The following is a 19,770-nucleotide window of genomic DNA, read 5'->3' as shown; positions in this document are numbered from 1 at the left end:
CGGCCGCGTCCGGCACGATGACGTCGGTCCTGCGCAACCGCCTGCTGTTCTTTCTGGTGCTGCCGCTGTGTGTGCTCGCGTTGGCGGGCGCATGGCTCGACTACCGTTCCGCGGACGCTGCCGCCAGCCGGCACGACCAGCGCCTCGTGCGGTTGCTGCCAGCGCTCGCCGATTCGCTGGCCGGGCCGTCCCGGCGGGACGGGGAACCCCCCGTGCTGCTGCTGGCGCCTCCGGTCGAGGAGTTCCTCCGCCAGAACGCCGGTTATGCAGGCTACAGCGTGCAGGACCTGTCGGGGCGCATCCTGCTCGGCGACCACTGGGTGTACAGCGCCGTGCCGCTCACGCATGAGCCGGAGTTCCACAGCGTGGAGCACGACAGCGTGGTCTATCGCGTCGCCGTGCAGCGGACCCGTACCGGGGCGGGGGAACTGGTGGTTTCGCTGGCCGACGGGTCCGACCCGCGCCAGCAGTGGGGACAGCAGATGCTGCTGAGGGTTCTGCTGCCCAATCTCGTGCTGGTCGCGGCAGCAGGGCTGGCGATCCATTGGGCGGTCCGCCAGGCATTCAAGCCACTGGTGGATCTGGCCGAGGCCGTCGAGCACCGTTCGCCGCGCGACCTGAGTCCCATCCCGGAAGAGGCCTCGCCTGCCGAAGTGCGCCCGCTGGTACGGTCGCTCAATCGCCTTTTCGTCCTGGTGAATGCGCAGACGGAGGGCCAGCGCCGTTTCGTCGCAGATGCGGCCCACCAGTTGCGGACACCGCTGGCGGGCCTGCAGGCGCAGGTGGAGGCATGGGCGCTGGCTGCCCGGGGGGCGGACCATGGCCGGGTCGGGGGGGATGGCCCCGTCCAGGAGGGCATTGTTCTGGACGTGCAGGACATTGAGGCGCTGCGCCGGGCGGCGCGCCGCACTTCCAAACTGGTGCATCAGTTGCTGGCCCTGTCCCGGGCCGATGCGGGCAGCGTGGATGCCCAGCCCAAGCAGCGGGTGGACCTCAAGGCGCTGTGCGAAAGCCTGCTGGAGGATTTTCTGGATGTGGCCACCGCCCGCGGGCTGGACCTGGGGCTGGAGGTGGAGCCGGCCCAGGTATCCGGCCATGGGTGGCTGCTGCGCGAGTTGCTTTCCAATCTCGTGGACAACGCCATCCGGTACACGCCGGAGGGCGGCAGCGTCACCTTGCGCTGCGGTATGCGGGCTGGCGGCAGCGGGCCGTGCTGCGCGGTGCTGGAGGTGGAGGACGACGGCCCCGGCATTGCGGAATCCGAGCGCGGCAAGGTACTGCAGCGGTTCTATCGGGTGCCGGGTGCCGTGGGTGAGGGCACCGGCCTGGGGCTGGCGATCGCCGATGAGATCGCCCGCGGGCACGGGGGCACGCTGCAGTTGCGGACGGGCCGCCTGGGCCGCGGGCTGCGGGCCAGCGTGGCCATTCCGGCAGAGACGGATCCGGGCGCGGGCTAGCGGTCATCGTGCGGCAGGGGTGGTATGCGAGAATCAATTGCATACATTTGCGGCCATGGCTGAATCCTTTCCCCTCACATCCAACGACGGCACGGAGCCCGAGGCTGCGCCACCGCCGCCCACTGCCCGCCGGCGGCCCAGGCCGGGCGAGCGGCGGGAGCAGATCCTGCAGACCCTGGCGGCCATGCTGGAGCAGCCTGGCGGCGAGCGGATCACGACGGCCGCCCTGGCTGCGCGGCTGGAGGTGAGCGAGGCGGCCCTGTACCGGCACTTCGCCAGCAAGGCGCAGATGTTCGAAGGCCTCATCGATTTCATCGAGCAATCGGTGTTCGCGCTCGTCGCCCAGATCGTGGATCGCGACATGCCGGAGGCATCCCGGGTGGACGGAGCGCGCCGCGCTGCCCGCGTGGTGGCCATGGTCCTGCAGTTCGGCGAGCGCAACCCCGGCATGGTGCGCGTGATGGTGGGGGATGCCCTCGTCTTCGAGAACGAGCGGCTGCAGCAGCGCATGGGCCAGTTCTTCGACCGGATCGAATCGACGCTGCGCCAGTGCCTGCGGGGCGCTGCCGAAGCGGCCGGATCCGCCACCCCGACGGTCGATGCGCAGGTCCGCGCCGCGGCGCTGTGCGACCTTGTGCGCGGCAGGCTGCAGCGCTATGCGCGCAGCGGGCTGCGCCGCCCGCCGACCGAGCACCTCGACGCGACACTCGCGTTGCTGCTGCACTGAGCGTCAGGCCCGCAGATGCGGGTCTCGGTGTTTACCCTTAATTGCTTGCGGCCGCCGGGCCGGGGCTGGCTGCCGCCATCCTTTTGCTGCAAAATAGCACGATCGTTCGTTTTATTTCGTGCTGCCGTGCCGTCCACCGTCTCCCCCAAAACCCAGCGCCCTGCCGCCACGCGGGAGGGCCGCGCGCTGCAGAAAGGCCAGCAGACCAAGGCGGCCATCGTCGATGCGGCGCTGGGGCTGGCCACGCACATCGGGCTGGAGGGCTTGTCCATCGGCGCCCTCGCCGACGTGACGGGCATGAGCAAATCGGGGGTCTTCGCACACTTCGGCTCGCGCGAGGAGCTGCAGATATCCGTTGTCCGCGAGTACCACGTGCGGTTCGAGCACGAGGTGTTCTACCCCGCCATGTCGGCGCCCCGCGGGCTGCCCCGCCTGCGCGCCCTGTTCGACAACTGGATGAAGCGCACCTCCATCGAGATCGACTCGGGCTGCATCTACATCAGCGGGGCCGTCGAGTTCGACGACCGGACGGGGCCGGTGCGCGATGCGCTCGCGAATTCGGTCCTTACCTGGCACGCCGCCATGAAGCGGGCGATCGACCAGTGCAAGGAACTGGGCGAGGTGGGCGCCGACGTGGAGTCCGAGCAGATGCTGTTCGAGATACACGGCCTCATCCTCGCGCTGCACTACGAGGCGCGTTTCCTGCAGACGCCCGGCTCCCTGGGCCGGGCCACGGCCGGCTTCGACAACATCCTCGCCCGCTATGCCGCCAGGCCGGCGGGTTGAACGTTTTTCCGTCTTTTTCCGCCTACGCATTCCACCCATCCAACGCACCGAACAAGGAGTCCCTTCATGCCGACCTATACGCCCCCCCTGCGCGACATGCAATTCGTCCTCCACGAGGTTTTCCGGGTCACGGAGGAGTTCAAGGCGATCCCGCGCCATGCGGAGGTGGATGCCGACACCGTGAATGCCGTGCTGGAAGAAGCCGGCAAGTTCGCCGCGGGCGTGGCGTTCCCGCTCAACATGAGCGGTGACGAGGAGGGCTGCACGCTGGACAAGGCCACGCACGAAGTGGCCACGCCCAAGGGCTTCAAGGATGCCTACGCGCAGTATGTGGAAGGCGGCTGGGCGGCATTGTCGTGCGATCCGGAATACGGAGGCCAGGGCCTGCCGTTCGTCGTGAACCAGTGCCTCTATGAAATGCTCAACAGCGCCAACCAGGCCTGGACCATGTACCCGGGGCTGTCGCACGGCGCCTACGAGGCGCTGCATGCGCACGGCACCGAAGAGCAGAAGAAGCTCTACCTGCCCAAGCTCACCAGCGGCGAGTGGACCGGCACGATGTGCCTGACCGAGCCCCACTGCGGCACCGACCTGGGCCTGCTGCGCACCAAGGCCGAGCCCGTGGCCGGCGCGCCCGAGGGCACGTACAAGATCACCGGCAACAAGATCTTCATCAGCGCCGGCGAACATGATTTCACCGAGAACATCGTGCACCTGGTGCTCGCCCGCCTGCCGGATGCGCCGAAGGGCAGCAAGGGCATCAGCCTGTTCGTGGTGCCCAAGTACCAGGTGAACGCCGACGGCTCGATCGGGGAGCGCAACCCGATCTACTGCACGGGCCTGGAGCACAAGATGGGCATCCATGGCAATGCCACCGCCCAGATCTCCATCGACGGCGCCATCGGCACGCTGGTGGGGCAGCCGCACAAGGGCCTGCAGGCCATGTTCGTGATGATGAACGCCGCACGCCTGGGCGTGGGCAACCAGTCGCTGGGCCTGACGGAGGTGGCCTTCCAGAACGCGCTGGCCTATGCCAAGGACCGCATCCAGATGCGCAGCCTGTCGGGCACCAAGGCCAAGGACAAGGAGGCCGATCCGATCATCGTGCACCCTGACGTGCGCAAGATGCTGCTGACGGCCAAGGCCTACGCCGAAGGTGCCCGCGCGCTGCAGATCTACTGCACGCTGCTGCTGGACAAGGCGCACAGCCATCCCGACGAGAAGGTGCGCAAGGATAGCGACGAGCTCGTCGCGCTGCTCACGCCTATCGTGAAGGCCTTCATCACCGACAACGGCCACATCGCCACCAACGCGTGCATGCAGGTCTTCGGCGGCCATGGCTTCATCAAGGAGTGGGGCATGGAGCAGTTCGTGCGCGACAACCGCATCAACATGATCTACGAAGGCACGAACACCGTGCAGTCGCTGGACCTGCTGGGCCGCAAGATCCTGGGCAACAACGGCGCCACGCTGAAGAAGTTCGGCAAGCTCGTGGGCAAGCTGGTCGAGGAAGAGGGCGTGAACGAGAAGATGGCCGAGTTCATCAACCCCATCGCCTACCTCGGCGACCAGATGACCAAATTCACCACCGAGATCGGCTTCAAGGGCTTCCAGAACCCCGACGAGGTGGGCGCCGCCGCGGTGGACTACCTGCGCGTGGCGGGACACCTGGTGTTCGGCTACATGTTCGCCCGCATGGCCCAGGTGGCACTGCGAGAGATCGCTGCCGGCAATACCGACCCGTTCTACCAGGCCAAGCTGCAGACGGCACGTTTCTACTTCGCCAAGCTGTTCCCCGAGACGGCGACCCTGATGCGCACCGCGCGCACCGGTGCCAAACCGCTGATGGACACGGACGCCGCCCTGGCCTGACCCCCGTCGCCACGGCCTTCATTTCAACCAGACCACAGGGATGCCGCTATGAGAACCACTTTGTTGGCTATTGCCTTGGCAGCCGCCGCGCTGCCGTCCTGGGCCCAGATGTCTCCGGTGGGGACGTGGCGCAGCATCGATGACAAGACTGGCGAGGCGAAGGCCGAGATCCGTATCACCGAGGCGGATGGTGCGCTGTCGGGCCGCATCGAGAAGTCGCTGAAGAAAGACACCAAGCCCGACGCCACCTGCCTCGAGTGCAGCGATGACCGCAAGGGCCAGCCCATCGCCGGCCTGGAGATCATCCGCGGCGGCAAGAAGGCCGAAGGCAAGGACCTGTGGGAAGGGGGCAGGATCCTCGACCCCGAGAACGGCAAGGAATACCGCGCCAGCTTCACGCCCATCGACGGCGGCGCGAAGCTGGAGGTGCGCGGCTACCTGGGGCCGTTCTGGCGCACCCAAGTCTGGCAGCGCGTGCAGTAACCCATTCGACAAGAAACCACCATGTCCCGATTCCAAGTGAAGAAAGTCGCCGTGCTCGGCGCGGGCGTGATGGGCGCGCAGATCGCCGCCCACCTCGCCAACGTGAAGGTGCCCGTGGTGCTGTTCGACCTGCCTGCCAAGGAAGGCCCGAAGAACGGCATCGTCACCAAGGCCATCGAGGGCCTGAAGAAGCTCAAGCCTTCGCCGCTGGGCGTGGCGGACGATGCCGCGCTGATCGGCCAGGCCAACTACGAAGAGCATCTGGAGCAACTGCGCGGCTGCGACCTCATCATCGAGGCGATCGCCGAGCGCATGGACTGGAAGCTCGACCTCTACAGGAAGATCGCGCCCTTCGTCGCGCCGAGCGCCATCGTGGCGTCGAACACCTCGGGCCTGTCGATCACGAAGCTCTCCGAGGCGCTGCCCGATGCGATCAAGCCGCGCTTCTGCGGCATCCACTTCTTCAACCCTCCGCGCTACATGACGCTCGTGGAGCTGATCGACACGCCCACCACCCGGCCTGAAGTGCTGGATCAGCTCGAGGCCTTCGTCACGAGCGGCCTGGGCAAGGGCGTGGTGCGCGCGCACGACACGCCCAACTTCATCGCCAACCGCGTCGGCATCGCCGGCATGCTGGCGACGATGAAGGAGGTGGAGAACTTCGGCCTCACCTACGACGTGGTGGACGACCTCACGGGCAAGAAGCTGGGGCGCGCCTCCAGCGGCACCTTCCGCACCGCCGATGTGGTGGGCCTGGACACGATGGCCCACGTCATCAAGACGCTGCAGGACAACCTGAGCGAGGAGACTGACCCCTTCTACGGCAGCTTCGGCACGCCCGAGGTGCTGAACAAACTCATCGAGATGAAGCACCTGGGCCAGAAGTCCAAGGCCGGCTTCTACAAGAAGGTGGGCCGCGACATCCTGCGCTTCGACCTGGCCGAAGGCGACTACGTGCCCGGCGGCCAGAAGGCCGACGAGGTGTACGGCCGCATGCTGAAGAAGCCCGCCGCCGAGCGCCTGAAGCTGCTGCGCAACGCCGAGGGCGCGCAGGGGCGCTTCCTCTGGGCCATCCTGCGCAACAGCTTCCACTACGCTGCCGTGCACCTGGCCACCATCGCGGACAACGCGCGCGACGTGGACCAGGCCATGCGCTGGGGCTTCGGCATGAAGCAGGGCCCCTTCGAACTCTGGCAGGAAGCCGGCTGGCTCGATGTGGCGAAGATGATCCAGGAGGACATCGACGCGGGCAAGGCGCTGTCCAAGGCGCCGCTGCCCGAGTGGGTGTTCAAGGGCCCGGTGGCCGAGGCAGGCGGCGTGCACACCGCCGAAGGCTCGTGGAGCGCATCGAAGCAGAAGTTCGTGCCGCGCCGCCAGCTGCCGGTCTATGAGCGCCAGCACTTCCCCGAGCCGCTGCTGGGCGAGAAGAACCTGACCGACTGGCGCACGGCGGGCACCACGGTGGCTGAGTCCGACGCGCTGCGCACCTGGACTCTGGATGGCAAGGTACTCATCGCCAGCATCAAGAGCAAGATGCATGCGATCAGCCCCGACGTGATGGAAGGGCTGATGGAAGCCATCGACACCGCCGAGCGCGACTACGACGGCCTGGTGATCTGGTCCGGCGACGCACCCTTCAGCGTGGGTGCCGACCTGCAGGCCACCATGCCGGCTTTCGTCGTGGCCGGCATCTCGGCGATTGAAGGCGTGGAGCAGGAGTTGCAGAACCTGATGCTGCGCCTGCGCTACGCCCAGGTGCCGGTGGTATCCGCCATCCACGGCATGGCGCTGGGCGGCGGCTGCGAGCTGGCCGTCTATTCGTCGCGCCGGGTGGCTCACATGGAGAGCTACATCGGCCTCGTCGAAGTGGGCGTGGGCCTGGTGCCGGGCGCGGGCGGCCTGACCTACATCGCGCGCCGCGCGGCCGAGAACGCCGCGGCTTCCACGGGCAAGGACCTGCTGCCCTTCCTCACGGAAGGCTTCACCGCCGCCGCCATGGCCAAGGTGGGCACCAGCGCGCTGGAGTCGCGCAAGCTCGGCTACCTGCTGGACAGCGACATCGTCGTGCCGCACAAGGACGAGGTGCTGTTCGTGGCGCTGAACGAGGCGAAGGCCATGGCCGCCAGCGGCTGGCGCGCGCCGAACAGGCGCCTCTTCCCGGTGGCCGGACGCAGCGGCATCGCTACGATCCGTGGCTCGCTGGTGAACATGCGCGACGGTGGCTTCATCAGCGACCATGACCAGCACATCGCCACGCTGATCGCCGAAATTGTCTGTGGCGGCGACGTGGATGCGGGCACGCTGGTGAGCGAGGAGTACCTGATGGCGCTGGAGCGCAAGGCGTTCTGCGCGTTGATCCAGCATCCGAAGACGCAGGAGCGCATCCTGGGCATGCTGAGCACCGGCAAGCCGGTGCGCAATTGACCGCTAGCATGGCCGCCCCCCCTGCCGCATCCGCGGACTCCCGTGCGCCCAACCGCCTGCAACTGCAGCTGGAACAGGTGGATGAGTTCCCGAGGTTCCTGCGCCCGTGGGTGCGCAACCTGGTGCTGCGCCGCGCCGTGCCGTTCACGAAAACGGCACGCGTGGAGTTCATCGAGATGTCGCCCCACCGCGTGGAAGTGCGCCTGCGCAACGAACCCCGCGTGCGCAACCACATCGGCGGCATCCATGCCTCGGCGATGAACCTGCTGGCCGAGACGGCCACCGGCATGGCCGTGGGGCTGAACGTGCGCGACGACTGCATTCCACTCGCCAAGGACATGAAGATGGCCTTCCGCCAGCGCGCCAACGGTGCACTGCGCGCGGTGGCGGTGCTCACCGACGCGCAGCGGCAAGCGATGCAGGACGCCGACAAGGGCGAGTTGCAGGTGCCGGTGACGGTGACGGACGAATCCGGCGCCGAGCCGGTGCAATGCGAATTCACGTGGGCCTGGGTTCCCTCCAGCCGCCCCGCCAGATAAATGATTGACTGACCGATCGACGGATCGATTGAAGGAGCCTTCTCCATGGCAAAACAAATGCAGGACGCCTACATCGTCGCCGCCACGCGTACGCCCATCGGCAAGTCGCACCGCGGCTACTTCCGCAACACCCGCCCCGACGACCTGCTGGCCACGACGCTGAAGGCCGCGCTGGCCCAGGTGCCGGGGCTGGACCCGGCCGCCATCGAGGACATCATCTGCGGCTGCGCGATTCCCGAGGGCGCGCAGGGCCTGAACGTGGCACGTATCGGTGCAGTGCTGGCGGGCCTGCCCACCAGCGTGGGCGGCATCACCGTCAACCGCTTCTGCGCCTCGGGCCTCTCGGCCGTGCAGATGGCGGCCGACCGCATCCGCGTGGGCGAGGCCGAGGTGATGATCGCCGCCGGTGTCGAGAGCATGAGCATGGTGCCGATGATGGGCAACACGCCATCCCTTTCGCCCAGCATCTTCGCGAAGGACGGCGACGTGGGCATCGCCTACGGCATGGGCCTGACGGCCGAGAAGGTCGCCCAGCAGTGGAAGGTGTCGCGCGAGGACCAGGACGCCTTTGCTCTGCAGTCGCACCAGCGGGCGCTGGCCGCGCAGCAGGCGGGCGAATTCACGGACGAGATCACGCCCATCGAAGTGACGGACCGCACCGCGGACCTGGAGTCTGGCGAGATCATCGCGAAGACCCGCACGGTGACGCTGGACGAGGGTGCCCGGCCCGACACCAGCCTGGAGGGCCTGGCCAGGCTCAAGACGGTGTTCGCCGCACGCGGCTCGGTCACGGCCGGCAACAGCTCGCAGACCAGCGACGGCGCGGGCGCACTGATCCTCGCGAGCGAATCGGCCGTGAAGCGCTTCGGTCTCACCCCGCTGGCGCGTTTCGTCAGCTTCGCCAGCAAGGGCGTGCCGCCGAGCATCATGGGCATCGGTCCGATCGAGGCCATTCCCGCCGCGCTGCGCTACGCCGGCCTGAATCACCAGGACATCGACTGGTTCGAGCTGAACGAGGCTTTCGCCGCGCAGTCGCTCGCCGTGCTGCGCCAGCTGGGCCTGGACCCGGCCAAGGTGAACCCCATGGGAGGCGCCATCGCGCTGGGCCATCCGCTGGGTGCTACGGGCGCCATCCGCTCGGCCACGGTCGTGCATGCGCTGCGCCGCAAGAACCTGAAGTACGGCATGGTCACGATGTGCGTGGGCATGGGGCAGGGCGCCGCCGGCATCTTCGAAAGGGTGTGATACATCCCCCTGAGTGGCTGCGCGCGGGAAGGGGGGCAACGCCAGTGGCCGGGCGAAGCCCGTTCCACGGCGTCTGCTGGCAGGAGCCGTTGGCGCTCTGTCTTGTCCAGTCACCGGTACGACGGCCAACCGTTTGCAACCACGGCACACTCGCTTCCCATGAACCCTGCACTCCATCCCCTGGACGACGCGCTGGCGCTCACGGAGGCCGGGCCCGGCCGCTACACGGCGCGCACGTCGCCCGCCTACTGGAACATGGTCGGGCCGTTCGGCGGCATCACGGCCGCAGTGCTGCTGCAGGCCGTGATGCAGCATCCGGAGCGGCTGGGCGATCCGCTGTCGCTTACCGTGAACTATGCGGGCGCCATCGGCGAGGGTGAGTTCACGGTGCAGGCCGTGCCCGTGCGCACCAACCGTTCCACGCAGCACTGGACGCTGTCGGTGCTGCAGCCCGGGGCCGACGGCGGGCCGGTGGTGACCACCACCGCCACGGTCGTCACCGCGGTGCGGCGCGAGACCTGGAGCCTGCCCGACACCCCCATGCCCGAGGTGGCGGGCCCCGAGGGCCTGGAGCGCGTGCTGCGCGGCATGCCCGTGAAGTGGCTCGATCGCTACGACCTGCGGCCGGTGGCCGGCGCCCTGCCGTCACGGTGGGACGGCGGCGGCGACAGCAGCCTGAGCCAGCTGTGGATGCGCGACGAGCCCGCCCGGCCGCTCGATTTCTGTGCGCTCGCCGCGCTGGCCGATGTATTCTTTCCCCGCGTGTGGCTGCGCCGAGCGCGCCAGGTGCCGGCCGGGACCGTGTCGCTCACCGTGTACTTCCACGCGAGCCGCGAGCAACTGACGGACACGGGAAGCGGCTACCTGCTCGGGCAGGCGCGTGCCCAGGAGTTCCGCAACGGCTTTTTCGACCAGACGGTGCAGCTCTGGAACCAGGGCGGCACCATGCTCGCGAGCAGCCACCAGATCGTCTATTACAAAGAATGAAGCGCAGGAGCATCCGATGAGCGAACCCCAGGACATCCTCACACATACCGAAGCCGGTGTGATGACCATCACCTTCAACCGGGTGGAGAAGAAGAACTCCATCACGCGGGTCATGTACGCCGCGCTGGCGGATGCCTTCGATGCCGCAGCCGAGGATGCCGCCGTGCGCGTGGTGGTGCTGCAGGGCGATGTGGCCATCTTCAGTGCAGGCAACGACATCGGGGATTTCCTCAACAGCCCTCCATCCACGCAGGAATCCCCGGTGTTCCGGTTCCTGCGGGCGATCGCCACGTTCCCGAAGCCGGTGGTGGCGGCCGTGTGCGGCCCGGCGGTGGGCATCGGCACCACCATGCTGCTGCACTGCGACCTGGTCTATGCGGGGGACAACGCGGCGTTTTCCATGCCGTTCGTGAACCTGGGCCTGTGTCCCGAGGCCGGCTCCAGCCTGCTGGTGCCCCGCATGATGGGATACCACCGCGCCGCCGAAGCGCTGTTGCTGGGCGAGCCCTTCATGGCCGAGGCCGCTCTCGAGGTGGGCCTGGTGAACCGCGTCGTTCCTCCGACGGAATGCAACATGGTGGCCCAGACGCAGGCGCGCAAGCTCGCGGCCAAGCCGCTGTCATCCCTGATCGAGACCAAGCGCCTCATGAAGAGGGACCAGACGGCGCCCCTGCTCGAGCGGATTGCCGAGGAGGGAGCCGTTTTCGGCCGCATGCTGCAGGAACCGGCGGCCCGCGAAGCCTTCACGGCGTTCATGCAGAAGCGCCGGCCCGACTTCAGCGCCAGCTGACCACGGTGGGGCGCCCGCTCCGGCGGACGCTGGTGTATTCCCGGGGCAACGATACCTGCCGAAGTCGGCTGGTCGGCGCTACATTCGGCAACATCTCCTTGGACGGATGCTGCCGGCATGACTCGTACGTTCCGTACTTCTTCCGCTAACTCCCTGGCCCTTGATCGCCGTACATGGCTTTGCCGAGGCCTCGTGGCAGGAACCTCGGCCGTGGCGTGGGTGGCGGCATGGTCCCAGGCCCCGGGAGGGCCCCTGGAAGGGGGCGCGCTGAGGCTGGTGGTGCCGTATCCGCCCGGGGGCTCTTCCGACCGCGCGGCCCGGCTGCTGGCTGATGCCCTCGTGCCCCGCCTCGGCGTGCCGGTGGCCGTGGACAACCGCGCTGGCGCCGGAGGCCGGCTCGCATTGCAGCAACTGCACCGCGAGAATACCGGCCAGAACGTGGCGGTGCTCGCCAATCCGGCCACCATGCTGGTCGCTCCGCTGGTCTTCAAGGACAACGGCTACGATCCTGCCAAGGACTATGTGGCGCTCGCGCAGATCACCCGCTATGCGTTCGGCGTGGCCGTAGGGACGGGCGTTCCGGTGCGCGATTTCTCCCACCTGCATGCCTGGATGCTGGCCCACCGCGACAAGCTGTCCGCCGGTATCCCGGCCACCGGCAGCCTGCCCCATTTCTTCGCGCTCATGCTGGCCGAGCAGCTCGGCCTGACGCTGCCCGTGGTGGGCTACGGAGGCTCCGGCCCGCTGCTCGACGACCTGATGGATGGCCATGTTCCGATGGCCATCGATACGCTGGACGCGCTGGAGCCACTGCACCAGGCGGGCAAGCTGCGCATACTGGCGATGTCCGACGACCAGCGCGCGCCGACGCTGCCCACCGTGCCCACCTTCAAGGAGGCCGGCCTCGCGTTGTCCGCCCAGGGCTGGAATGCGCTCTACGCGCCCGCATGGCTGCCGGCGACGCGCGCACGGCGGATTGCCGATGCGGTTTTCCAGGCCATGGGGGACAAGGCCGTACAGGCGCGGTTCATCGGCGCGGACATGGTGCCCGTGGCCCTGTCCCGCGAGCAGACGTTGCAGATGCTCGCGGCCTACAGGGCGCAGTGGGTGCCCGTGGTGCGCCGATCGGGCCTCCAGCGCTGAGCCGGGCGGCGCGAGCACGCCGGCTGCAGTCCGACGCATGGGAGCGATTCCTGCCTACGCAGCGGCGCGGTGCTGTATGACGCTGCAAGCCCTGCAAGTGCATGCAACGATCGAAGGGTTTGGTTACCGTTCTTGCGTAACGCGTGGATTTTTGCCGGGGGAGGCCTCCTAGCATCGGACAGACTTTTTCCAAGGAGATCTGATGGCCGTGCAAAACCCCTTCTTCGGCAAGCGTGAAACCGAGTCCTTCCAGCCCCGCCCACCCTCTTCGGTGCTCGGCGGTTCCGGCAGCGCGGTGAACAGTGCCGCATCCGCAGCCACCACCGCCCAGCCCGCGGCCCAGAAGCCCGCGGCCAGCGTGCCCTCGGAAGGCGCGGGCAGCAAGCTCACCGTCGGCCCGAACATCAAGCTCAAGGGCGTGGAGATCACCGACTGCGACACGCTCGTCGTCGAGGGAACGGTAGAGGCCACCATGGATTCCCGGGTGATCCAGATCGCGGAGCAGGGTGCCTTCCGGGGTTCGGCCGAGATCGACATTGCCGAAATCCACGGGGAGTTCGACGGCACGCTCACCGTCCGGCAGAAGCTCGTCATCTACAGCACCGGCAAGGTCAACGGCAAGATCCGCTACGGCAAGGTGGTGATCGAGGAGGGCGGCCAGCTGGCGGGCGAGATCGAAGCCGGCACGGTGGGCTCGGTGCGGTCCCAGAATCACGCCGCGGCGAATGTTTCCCGCAGCGAGGCCCAGCAGCTGGCAGCCTGAGCCTTCTCGCAGCGGCTCCCGGCCAAGGGCCGCCGCCGCCCGCATGGGGCACCGCCGCTGCGGGGCACGGCCCGCAGCATGGCGCGTCCCGGCAGTTCAGCGGGCTCCGGTCGCGGCATCCGCTGCGGTGCCGGCATCGCCTGCCTCTTCTCCCGCAGGCCGCGGCACGGGCCGCGGCTTGCCTGACGCATCGATGGCGACGTAGGTGAGCCGCGCCTCCGTCACCTTCACGTAGCGGCCCTGCGCCGCGAAGCGCTCGGCATACACCTCCACCTCCACGGTTACCGACGTGCGGCCGATCCGCGTGATGGAGGAAAAGAACGAGAGGATGTCTCCCACCCGCACGGGCTGCTTGAAGACGAACTCGTTGACCGCCACGGTCGCCATGCGCCCTTGCACGTGGCGCGCGGGCAGCACGGAGCCCGCCAGGTCCACCTGGGCCATCACCCATCCGCCGAAGATATCCCCGTTGGCATTGCAATCCGCGGGCATGGGGATCACTTTCAGCACCAGCTCCTTGTCGGTGGGCAGGGCGCTTTGCGGGGGCAGGGTGGAGGTCATGGGCACAATCCGGGTAAGAACAAACAACGACCGGGATTGTCCCCCATGCGCCCCCACGGCGACCCATCCACTGCCTCCCCCCCTCCTGCGGCCGCTCCCGCAGCCGCCCGCAGCGACCGCGCCACGATCGCCCGCCTGATCCCCTACCTGCTGCACTACCGCTGGCGGGTGATGGCCGCGCTCGTGTTCGTCATCGGCGCCAAACTCGCGAACGTCGGCGTGCCGCTGCTGCTCAAGCGCATCGTGGACGCCATGGCTCCCGTGCCGGGTTCCGCCGCCGCGCTGGTGGTGGTTCCCGCAGGGCTGCTGGCGGCCTACGGGCTGCTGCGGCTGAGCACCTCGGTCTTCACCGAGCTGCGCGAACTCGTCTTTGCCAAGGCCACGCAGGGCGCTGCGCGCCGCATCGCGTTGCAGACCTTCGAGCACCTGCACGCGCTCAGCCTGCGCTTCCACCTGGAGCGGCAGACCGGGGGGATGACGCGCGACATCGAGCGCGGGGTGCGGGGCATCGAATCGCTGATCTCCTTCACGCTCTTCAATATCGGGGCCACGCTGATCGAGGTGTTCCTGGTCCTGGCGGTGCTCGGGGGAAAGTTCGATCCGGCCTTTGCCTGGATCACGCTGGCCGCGCTGGCCTGCTACATCCTGTTCACCGTGATGCTCACCGAGTGGCGCACGCGCTTTCGCCGCGAGGCGAACGCCTTCGACTCCGCGGCCCACACCAAGGCCGTGGATTCGCTGCTGAACTATGAGACCGTCAAGTACTTCAACAACGAGCCTTTCGAAGTGCGCCGCTACGACGAGAGCCTGGAGCAACTGCGGCACGCGCGCCTGAAGAGCCAGACGTCGCTGTCGCTGCTCAACGCGGGGCAGCAGCTCATCATCGCCACGGCCCTGGTCGCCATGCTGTGGCGCGCTGCGCAGGGCGTGGCCGACGGACGCATGACGCTGGGGGACCTGGTGATGGTGAACGCCTTCATGATCCAGCTCTACGTTCCCCTCAACTTCCTGGGCGTGATCTACCGCGAGATCAAGCAGAGCCTGACCGATCTGGACAAGATGTTCACGCTCATGGACCGGGAGCAGGAAGTGCGGGACGCGCCGCAGGCGCTGCCGCTGTCACTGGGCGGCTCTGCGCCGTCGGTGCGGTTCGAAGGCGTGCATTTCGCCTATGAGCCTGCGCGCACCATTCTGCATGGGGTCGATTTCGAGATCCCTCCCGGCCGCACGGTGGCGGTGGTCGGGCCCTCGGGATCGGGCAAGTCCACGCTCGCACGGCTGCTGTTCCGGTTCTACGACGTGCAGGCCGGGCGCATCACGATCGACGGGCAGGACATCCGGGAGGTCACGCAGGACAGCCTGCGGCGCGCCGTGGGGGCCGTGCCGCAGGACACGGTGCTGTTCAACGAAACCATCGCCTACAACATCGCCTACGGCAGGCCGGGGGCCTCGCAGGCGGAGATCGAGGCCGCGGCGCGCGCCGCACGCATCCACGATTTCATCGCGGGGCTGCCGGCGGGCTACGGCACGCAGGTGGGCGAGCGGGGGCTGAAGCTGTCCGGGGGCGAAAAGCAGCGCGTGGCCATTGCCCGTACGCTGCTCAAGAACCCGCCCATCCTCGTGTTCGACGAGGCCACCTCTGCGCTCGATACGGCCAACGAGCGGGCGATACAGGCCGAACTGCGCAGCGCCGCCCAGGGCAAGACGGTGCTGCTTGTCGCCCACCGCCTCTCGACCGTGGTGGATGCGCACGAGATCCTGGTCATGGATGCGGGCCGGATCGTCGAGCGCGGCACGCATATGCAACTGCTGGCGCTCGGGGGACGCTACGCGGACATGTGGCGCCAGCAGTCGCGCGAAGAGTGACGCCTTCCGGGAAGCGCTACTTCTTCGCCACCGCCTTTTCCGCCGCGTTCACGAGGTCCGCGCCGATCTGCCCCTTCCACTTGTCAAAGACCGGGCGGGTGGCCTGCACGAAGGCCTGCCGCTCCTCCGGCGTGAGCTGCGTGACGGTGACACCGTGGCCGGCGATCTCCTTGAGCAGGGGCTTGTCGGCCTCGACCATGCCCTTGCGCGCGATGGCGATCTGTTCCTTCCCGGCGTCGATGGCGGCCTGGCGAACGATCTCGCGGTCCGCGGATGTCCAGGAGTTCCAGATGTCCTTGTTCACCACGAAGATGAGCGGGTCGTTCATGTAGCCCCACATGGTGACGTACTTCTGCGCCACGGTGTAGAGCTTGGCCGCCATGTACACCGACACGGGATTCTCCTGCCCGTCCACGGCACCGCTCGCCATGGCGGGCTGCGCGTCGGCCCAGCTCATCTGGGTGGGATTGGCGCCCAGCGCGGTGAAGGTGTCGAGAAACAGCGGGGATCCGACCACGCGGATCTTCAGTCCCTTGAGGTCGGCGGGCGACTTGATGGGGCGCTTGGAGTTGGAGATCTCGCGGTAGCCGTTCTCGCCCCAGGCAAGCGGCACCACGCCGGCCTTGTCGAGCGTCTGGAACAGGCTCTTGCCGACCTCGCCCTGCGTGACTGCGTCCACCGAGGCGTAGTCGGGGAAGAGGAAGGGCAGGGAGAAGAGGTTGAGCGCCTTGACCTGCGGCGACCAGTTGATGGTGGAGCCCACGGCCATGTCGATCACGCCCTGGCGCAGCGCGCTGAACTCGCGGGTCTGGTCGCCCTGGATGAGAGAGACGCCCGGATAGAGCTTGATGTTGATGCGGCCCTGCGTGCGCTCGCGCACCTTGTTCGCCCAGATCTCGCCACCCTTGCCCCATGGGAAGGCGGTGCCCAGTACCAGCGACATGCGGTATTCGCTCTTGTAGTTCTGCGCGGCGGCCGGTGCCGCGCTGAACGCGAGGGCGGCTGCGGCGGCCACGGCAGTGGCGAGGAAGGTGCGCAGTTGCATGGATCGTCTCCTGTGGGTCGTTGGTTTCAAAAGAGGGAAAAGCGCGCGCCTCAGTAGCCCAGGCGCGCCGGCAGCCAGAGGGCCAGTTGCGGGAAGGCGATGACGGCCACCATCACGAGGAACATGGCCAGCAGCATGGGGCCCACCCAGCGGACGGTGGACTCCATGCGCACGCCCGCGATGCGGCACGACACCATGAGATTCACGGCCAGCGGCGGCGTGAACTGGCCGAGCGCCACCTTGAGTGTGAGGATCACGCCGAACCACACCGGATCCCACTGGTAGTGCTGCATGATGGGCAGCAGCAGCGGCACGAAGATCAGGAAGATCGAGATGCCGTCCAGGAACATGCCCACGGTGATCAGCAGCAGGATCAGCAGTGCGAGCACGCCGTACTCGCCCAATCCTGAATGCACGATGGCGTTGGCGATCGGATCGATCACACCGAGCGTGGAGAGCGAGAACGCGAAGATGCCCGCAAGCGACACCACCAGCAGGATCACGGCAGAGAGCTCGCCTGCCTCGCGCAGGATGGGGTACAGGTCCCGGAACCGGATGGTGCGGTGGATGCACATGCCCACGAAGAGGCCGTAGAACACGGCCACCACGGCGGCTTCGGTAGGCGTGAACCAGCCGGCGCGCATGCCGCCCAGGATCAGCACCGGCGCGGCCAGGCCCCAGGAGGCCTCGCGCAGGCTCTTCCAGAAGGGCGGGCGGGGCATCGAGGCTTCCAGCGCGCCCATCTTGTGGCGGCGCGCAAGCCACACGGCGGGCACGATCAACGCGATGCCGGCCAGCACGCCGGGCACCATGCCGGCCGCGAACAGTGCGGGCACCGAGGCGCCCGGCACCAGTACCGAATAGATGATGAAGGCGACCGACGGCGGGATCAGGATGTCGGTGGCCGCGGCCGCGCCGACCACGCTGGCCGAGAACGAGCCGGGGTAGCCCGCGCGCGACATGGCGGCGATCATCACCCCGCCCACGGCGGCCGCGTTGGCGGGGCCCGAGCCGGAAATGCCGCCCAGGAACATGGCCACGGCGATGGCCACCAGCGGCAGCATGCCCGGGCCGCGCCCGACGATGGCCACCGCGAAATTCACGAGCCGCAGCGCCACCCCGGAGCGGTCGAAGATCGAGCCGACCAGCACGAACATGGGAATCGCGAGCAGCGGGTACTTGCCGAGCCCGGCATAGAAGTTCTGCGGCACCGCCAGCAGCCCGAACCAGGGCGTCCCGGCATTCGCGATCGCGATGGCGGCCGTGCCGGCCAGGCCGAGCGCGGCGCCGATCGGCACGCCGACGGCCATCATGCCCAGGAAGACAGCGAAAAGAAGCGCCGCGATCATGGCCGATCACCCGTGGCACCGGCTGCCGCGCCCTGGCGGCGGAAGAGGCCGATGGCGCGCAGCGTGATCAGTGCCGACAGCAGCGGCAGCCAGATGGAGTACCACCACTGCGGCACCCCGATGCCCGGCGATGTCTCGCCGAATCGCCAGTCGTCCCATGTCACCCGGGCGCTGAGCACGGCGATGACCGCGAACAGGACGGCGACCGAGAGGGCTCCGAAACGGGCGAGGCGCCGCCGGCGCGCCGCGGAGCCGCCTTCGGCGAAGTATTCGATGCGGATGTGCAGGTCCCGCGCCACCGCGGCCGAGCCCGCCACCAGCGCCAGCACGATCATCAGGAAGACGGAAATCTCCTCGGTCCATGCGAAGGAGGAATTGGTGAAATAGCGTACGAGCACGTTGGCGAACGTGATGAGCGCGAGCAGGGCCATGATGGCCACGGTCAGGCAGTCTTCGAAGCGCAGGGAGCGCTCGGTGGCGGCGGGCGTGGACGCAGGAGATGCGGCGGAAGCGTCTGCTTCTGCGCCGGGGGGCAGGGAGGCTGGCATGGGAGTCGGCGGACGGACGGGGGACGGCTGCGGTCCGGTGTCCGCGGCGTGGTGGGCCCCGGGCTGGACGGTCTTTGGCGCCGGGTGGGCGCAGGGGAGCATTGTGCAACCGGATGTGTGCGAAGCCGCTGCAGGATTTCCCGAAGTAGGCTCGACCTTGAGGGCGCTGCGGAGCCGATAATGGCGCCCCATGGAAACCAAGTGGCTCGAGGACTTTGTCAGCCTCGCGGAGACACGCAGCTTCAGCCGGTCGGCGCAGCTGCGGCACGTAACCCAGCCCGCATTCTCGCGGCGCATCCAGGCCCTGGAGGCCTGGGCAGGAACCGATCTGGTGGATCGCAGTTCCTACCCCACCCGGCTCACTCCGGCGGGCAAGACCCTGTACGAGGAGGCGCTGGACATGCTGCAGTCGCTGCAGAACACCCGCGCGATGCTGAGGGCGCACACCAGCGCCGACAAGGACATGGTCGAGTTCGCCGTGCCCCACACCCTGGCCTTCACCTTCTTCCCTGCCTGGCTTTCCGGGCTGCGCGACCGGTTCGGGCCGGTGAAGAGCCGGCTGATCGCCCTGAACGTGCACGACGCGGTGCTGCGGCTGGTGGAAGGGGGCTGCGACCTGCTGATCGCCTACCACCACCCCTCGCAGCCGCTGCAGCTGGATTCCGACCGGTACGAGATGCTCACGCTGGGGCAGGAGATCCTGTCCCCGTATGCCCGGGCGGACGCCGATGGCCGGCCGCTCTACGCGCTGCCCGGCGAGCCGGGCCATCCGCTGCCCTATCTGGGCTATGCGCCCGGGGCCTACCTGGGCCGGGTGACGGAACTCATCCTCAAGCAGTCCGGCATCCCCATCCACCTGGACCGCGTGTACGAGACCGACATGGCCGAAGGCCTGAAGGCCATGGCGCTGGAAGGTCACGGCGTGGCCTTCCTGCCCCACAGCGCGGTGAAGAAGGAACTGCGCTCGCGCCGGCTGGCGAGCGCGGTGCGCGAGGGCGTGCCGGACATGCAGATGGCGATGGAAGTGCGGGCCTACCGGCAGAAGTCCTCGGGCAAGGAGCGCGCCAAGGGAACGGTGGAGTCCCTGTGGGCCTACCTGCAGGCCCATGGCACCGACAAGCCGTTGTAGAGCATGTGCTGGCTTGGTTATGTCTTGATTGCATGATGTAATCCCGCAATCGGCAT

Annotated in this window: 18 protein-coding genes; 14 read left to right on the top strand and 4 right to left on the bottom strand. The window is 68.0% G+C overall.

Annotation, left to right across the window (positions count from 1 at the left end):
- Positions 1-17: 17 nt before the first annotated feature.
- The 12 genes from ACAV_RS19875 (at position 18) to ACAV_RS19820 (ending at position 13,216) form a co-directional block, all read left to right on the top strand.
- Positions 18-1,457 (top strand): sensor histidine kinase, encoded by a 1,440-nt coding sequence (locus ACAV_RS19875; RefSeq protein WP_013596371.1) that lies wholly within the window; start codon positions 18-20, stop codon positions 1,455-1,457.
- 55 nt (positions 1,458-1,512) lie between these two features.
- Complete coding sequence (gene slmA / locus ACAV_RS19870) at positions 1,513-2,184, top strand: nucleoid occlusion factor SlmA (protein ID WP_013596370.1); 672 nt, start codon at positions 1,513-1,515, stop codon at positions 2,182-2,184.
- A 126-nt stretch (positions 2,185-2,310) separates the two neighbouring features.
- Positions 2,311-2,970 carry a TetR/AcrR family transcriptional regulator gene (locus ACAV_RS19865; RefSeq protein WP_041828829.1) on the top strand — a complete coding sequence of 220 codons (660 nt, stop codon included), beginning with the start codon at positions 2,311-2,313 and terminating at the stop codon, positions 2,968-2,970.
- Between the two features lie 66 nt (positions 2,971-3,036).
- Entirely contained in the window at positions 3,037-4,842 is a 1,806-nt protein-coding gene (locus ACAV_RS19860) for an acyl-CoA dehydrogenase C-terminal domain-containing protein (protein WP_013596368.1), read from the top strand.
- 48 nt (positions 4,843-4,890) lie between these two features.
- Positions 4,891-5,325 (top strand): DUF2147 domain-containing protein, encoded by a 435-nt coding sequence (locus ACAV_RS19855; RefSeq protein ID WP_013596367.1) that lies wholly within the window; start codon positions 4,891-4,893, stop codon positions 5,323-5,325.
- 21 nt (positions 5,326-5,346) lie between these two features.
- Positions 5,347-7,749, top strand: a complete 2,403-nt coding sequence (locus ACAV_RS19850) for a 3-hydroxyacyl-CoA dehydrogenase/enoyl-CoA hydratase family protein (RefSeq protein WP_013596366.1) — start codon at positions 5,347-5,349, stop codon at positions 7,747-7,749.
- 8 nt (positions 7,750-7,757) lie between these two features.
- Positions 7,758-8,288, top strand: coding sequence for a DUF4442 domain-containing protein (locus tag ACAV_RS19845; RefSeq protein ID WP_013596365.1), 531 nt, complete (start codon positions 7,758-7,760; stop codon positions 8,286-8,288).
- A gap of 45 nt (positions 8,289-8,333) precedes the next feature.
- Complete coding sequence (locus ACAV_RS19840; RefSeq protein ID WP_013596364.1) at positions 8,334-9,533, top strand: acetyl-CoA C-acyltransferase; 1,200 nt, start codon at positions 8,334-8,336, stop codon at positions 9,531-9,533.
- 159 nt (positions 9,534-9,692) lie between these two features.
- Complete coding sequence (locus ACAV_RS19835) at positions 9,693-10,520, top strand: acyl-CoA thioesterase (RefSeq protein WP_013596363.1); 828 nt, start codon at positions 9,693-9,695, stop codon at positions 10,518-10,520.
- A 16-nt stretch (positions 10,521-10,536) separates the two neighbouring features.
- Positions 10,537-11,310, top strand: coding sequence for an enoyl-CoA hydratase (locus tag ACAV_RS19830; protein ID WP_013596362.1), 774 nt, complete (start codon positions 10,537-10,539; stop codon positions 11,308-11,310).
- A 210-nt stretch (positions 11,311-11,520) separates the two neighbouring features.
- Positions 11,521-12,453, top strand: coding sequence for a tripartite tricarboxylate transporter substrate-binding protein (locus ACAV_RS19825; RefSeq protein WP_013596361.1), 933 nt, complete (start codon positions 11,521-11,523; stop codon positions 12,451-12,453).
- Between the two features lie 202 nt (positions 12,454-12,655).
- The gene (locus ACAV_RS19820; RefSeq protein WP_013596360.1) at positions 12,656-13,216 is read left to right on the top strand and encodes a bactofilin family protein; all 561 of its coding nucleotides are present in this window, start codon (positions 12,656-12,658) and stop codon (positions 13,214-13,216) included.
- A gap of 96 nt (positions 13,217-13,312) precedes the next feature.
- Here the strand turns inward: ACAV_RS19820 and ACAV_RS19815 are convergent, their stop codons facing one another.
- Positions 13,313-13,777: an acyl-CoA thioesterase gene (locus tag ACAV_RS19815; RefSeq protein WP_013596359.1), complete on the bottom strand. Its 465-nt coding sequence runs from the start codon at positions 13,775-13,777 to the stop codon at positions 13,313-13,315.
- Between the two features lie 45 nt (positions 13,778-13,822).
- Between ACAV_RS19815 and ACAV_RS19810 the strand changes: the two genes are divergently transcribed.
- Positions 13,823-15,643 carry an ABCB family ABC transporter ATP-binding protein/permease gene (locus ACAV_RS19810; protein ID WP_013596358.1) on the top strand — a complete coding sequence of 607 codons (1,821 nt, stop codon included), beginning with the start codon at positions 13,823-13,825 and terminating at the stop codon, positions 15,641-15,643.
- 16 nt (positions 15,644-15,659) lie between these two features.
- Here ACAV_RS19810 and ACAV_RS19805 read toward each other — a convergent pair whose 3' ends face one another.
- The 3 genes from ACAV_RS19805 to ACAV_RS19795 are packed head-to-tail and all read right to left on the bottom strand — an operon-like array spanning position 15,660 to position 18,585.
- On the bottom strand, positions 15,660-16,688 hold the full coding sequence (locus ACAV_RS19805; protein ID WP_013596357.1) for a DctP family TRAP transporter solute-binding subunit: 1,029 nt from the start codon (positions 16,686-16,688) through the stop codon (positions 15,660-15,662).
- A 50-nt stretch (positions 16,689-16,738) separates the two neighbouring features.
- Positions 16,739-18,037, bottom strand: a complete 1,299-nt coding sequence (locus ACAV_RS19800; RefSeq protein WP_013596356.1) for a TRAP transporter large permease — start codon at positions 18,035-18,037, stop codon at positions 16,739-16,741.
- Positions 18,034-18,585 (bottom strand): TRAP transporter small permease, encoded by a 552-nt coding sequence (locus ACAV_RS19795; RefSeq protein WP_013596355.1) that lies wholly within the window; start codon positions 18,583-18,585, stop codon positions 18,034-18,036. Before ACAV_RS19795 ends, ACAV_RS19800 begins: the two co-directional genes overlap by 4 nt.
- A 190-nt stretch (positions 18,586-18,775) precedes the next feature.
- Between ACAV_RS19795 and ACAV_RS19790 the strand changes: the two genes are divergently transcribed.
- On the top strand, positions 18,776-19,714 hold the full coding sequence (locus tag ACAV_RS19790; RefSeq protein WP_013596354.1) for a LysR substrate-binding domain-containing protein: 939 nt from the start codon (positions 18,776-18,778) through the stop codon (positions 19,712-19,714).
- The last annotated feature ends 56 nt before the right edge of the window (positions 19,715-19,770 follow it).

The sequence above is a fragment of the Paracidovorax avenae ATCC 19860 genome (assembly GCF_000176855.2).
GTDB classification, from domain to species: domain Bacteria; phylum Pseudomonadota; class Gammaproteobacteria; order Burkholderiales; family Burkholderiaceae_C; genus Paracidovorax; species Paracidovorax avenae.
Note: the sequence above shows the minus strand (reverse complement) of the source record. Positions and strands in the feature narration are given on the sequence as shown.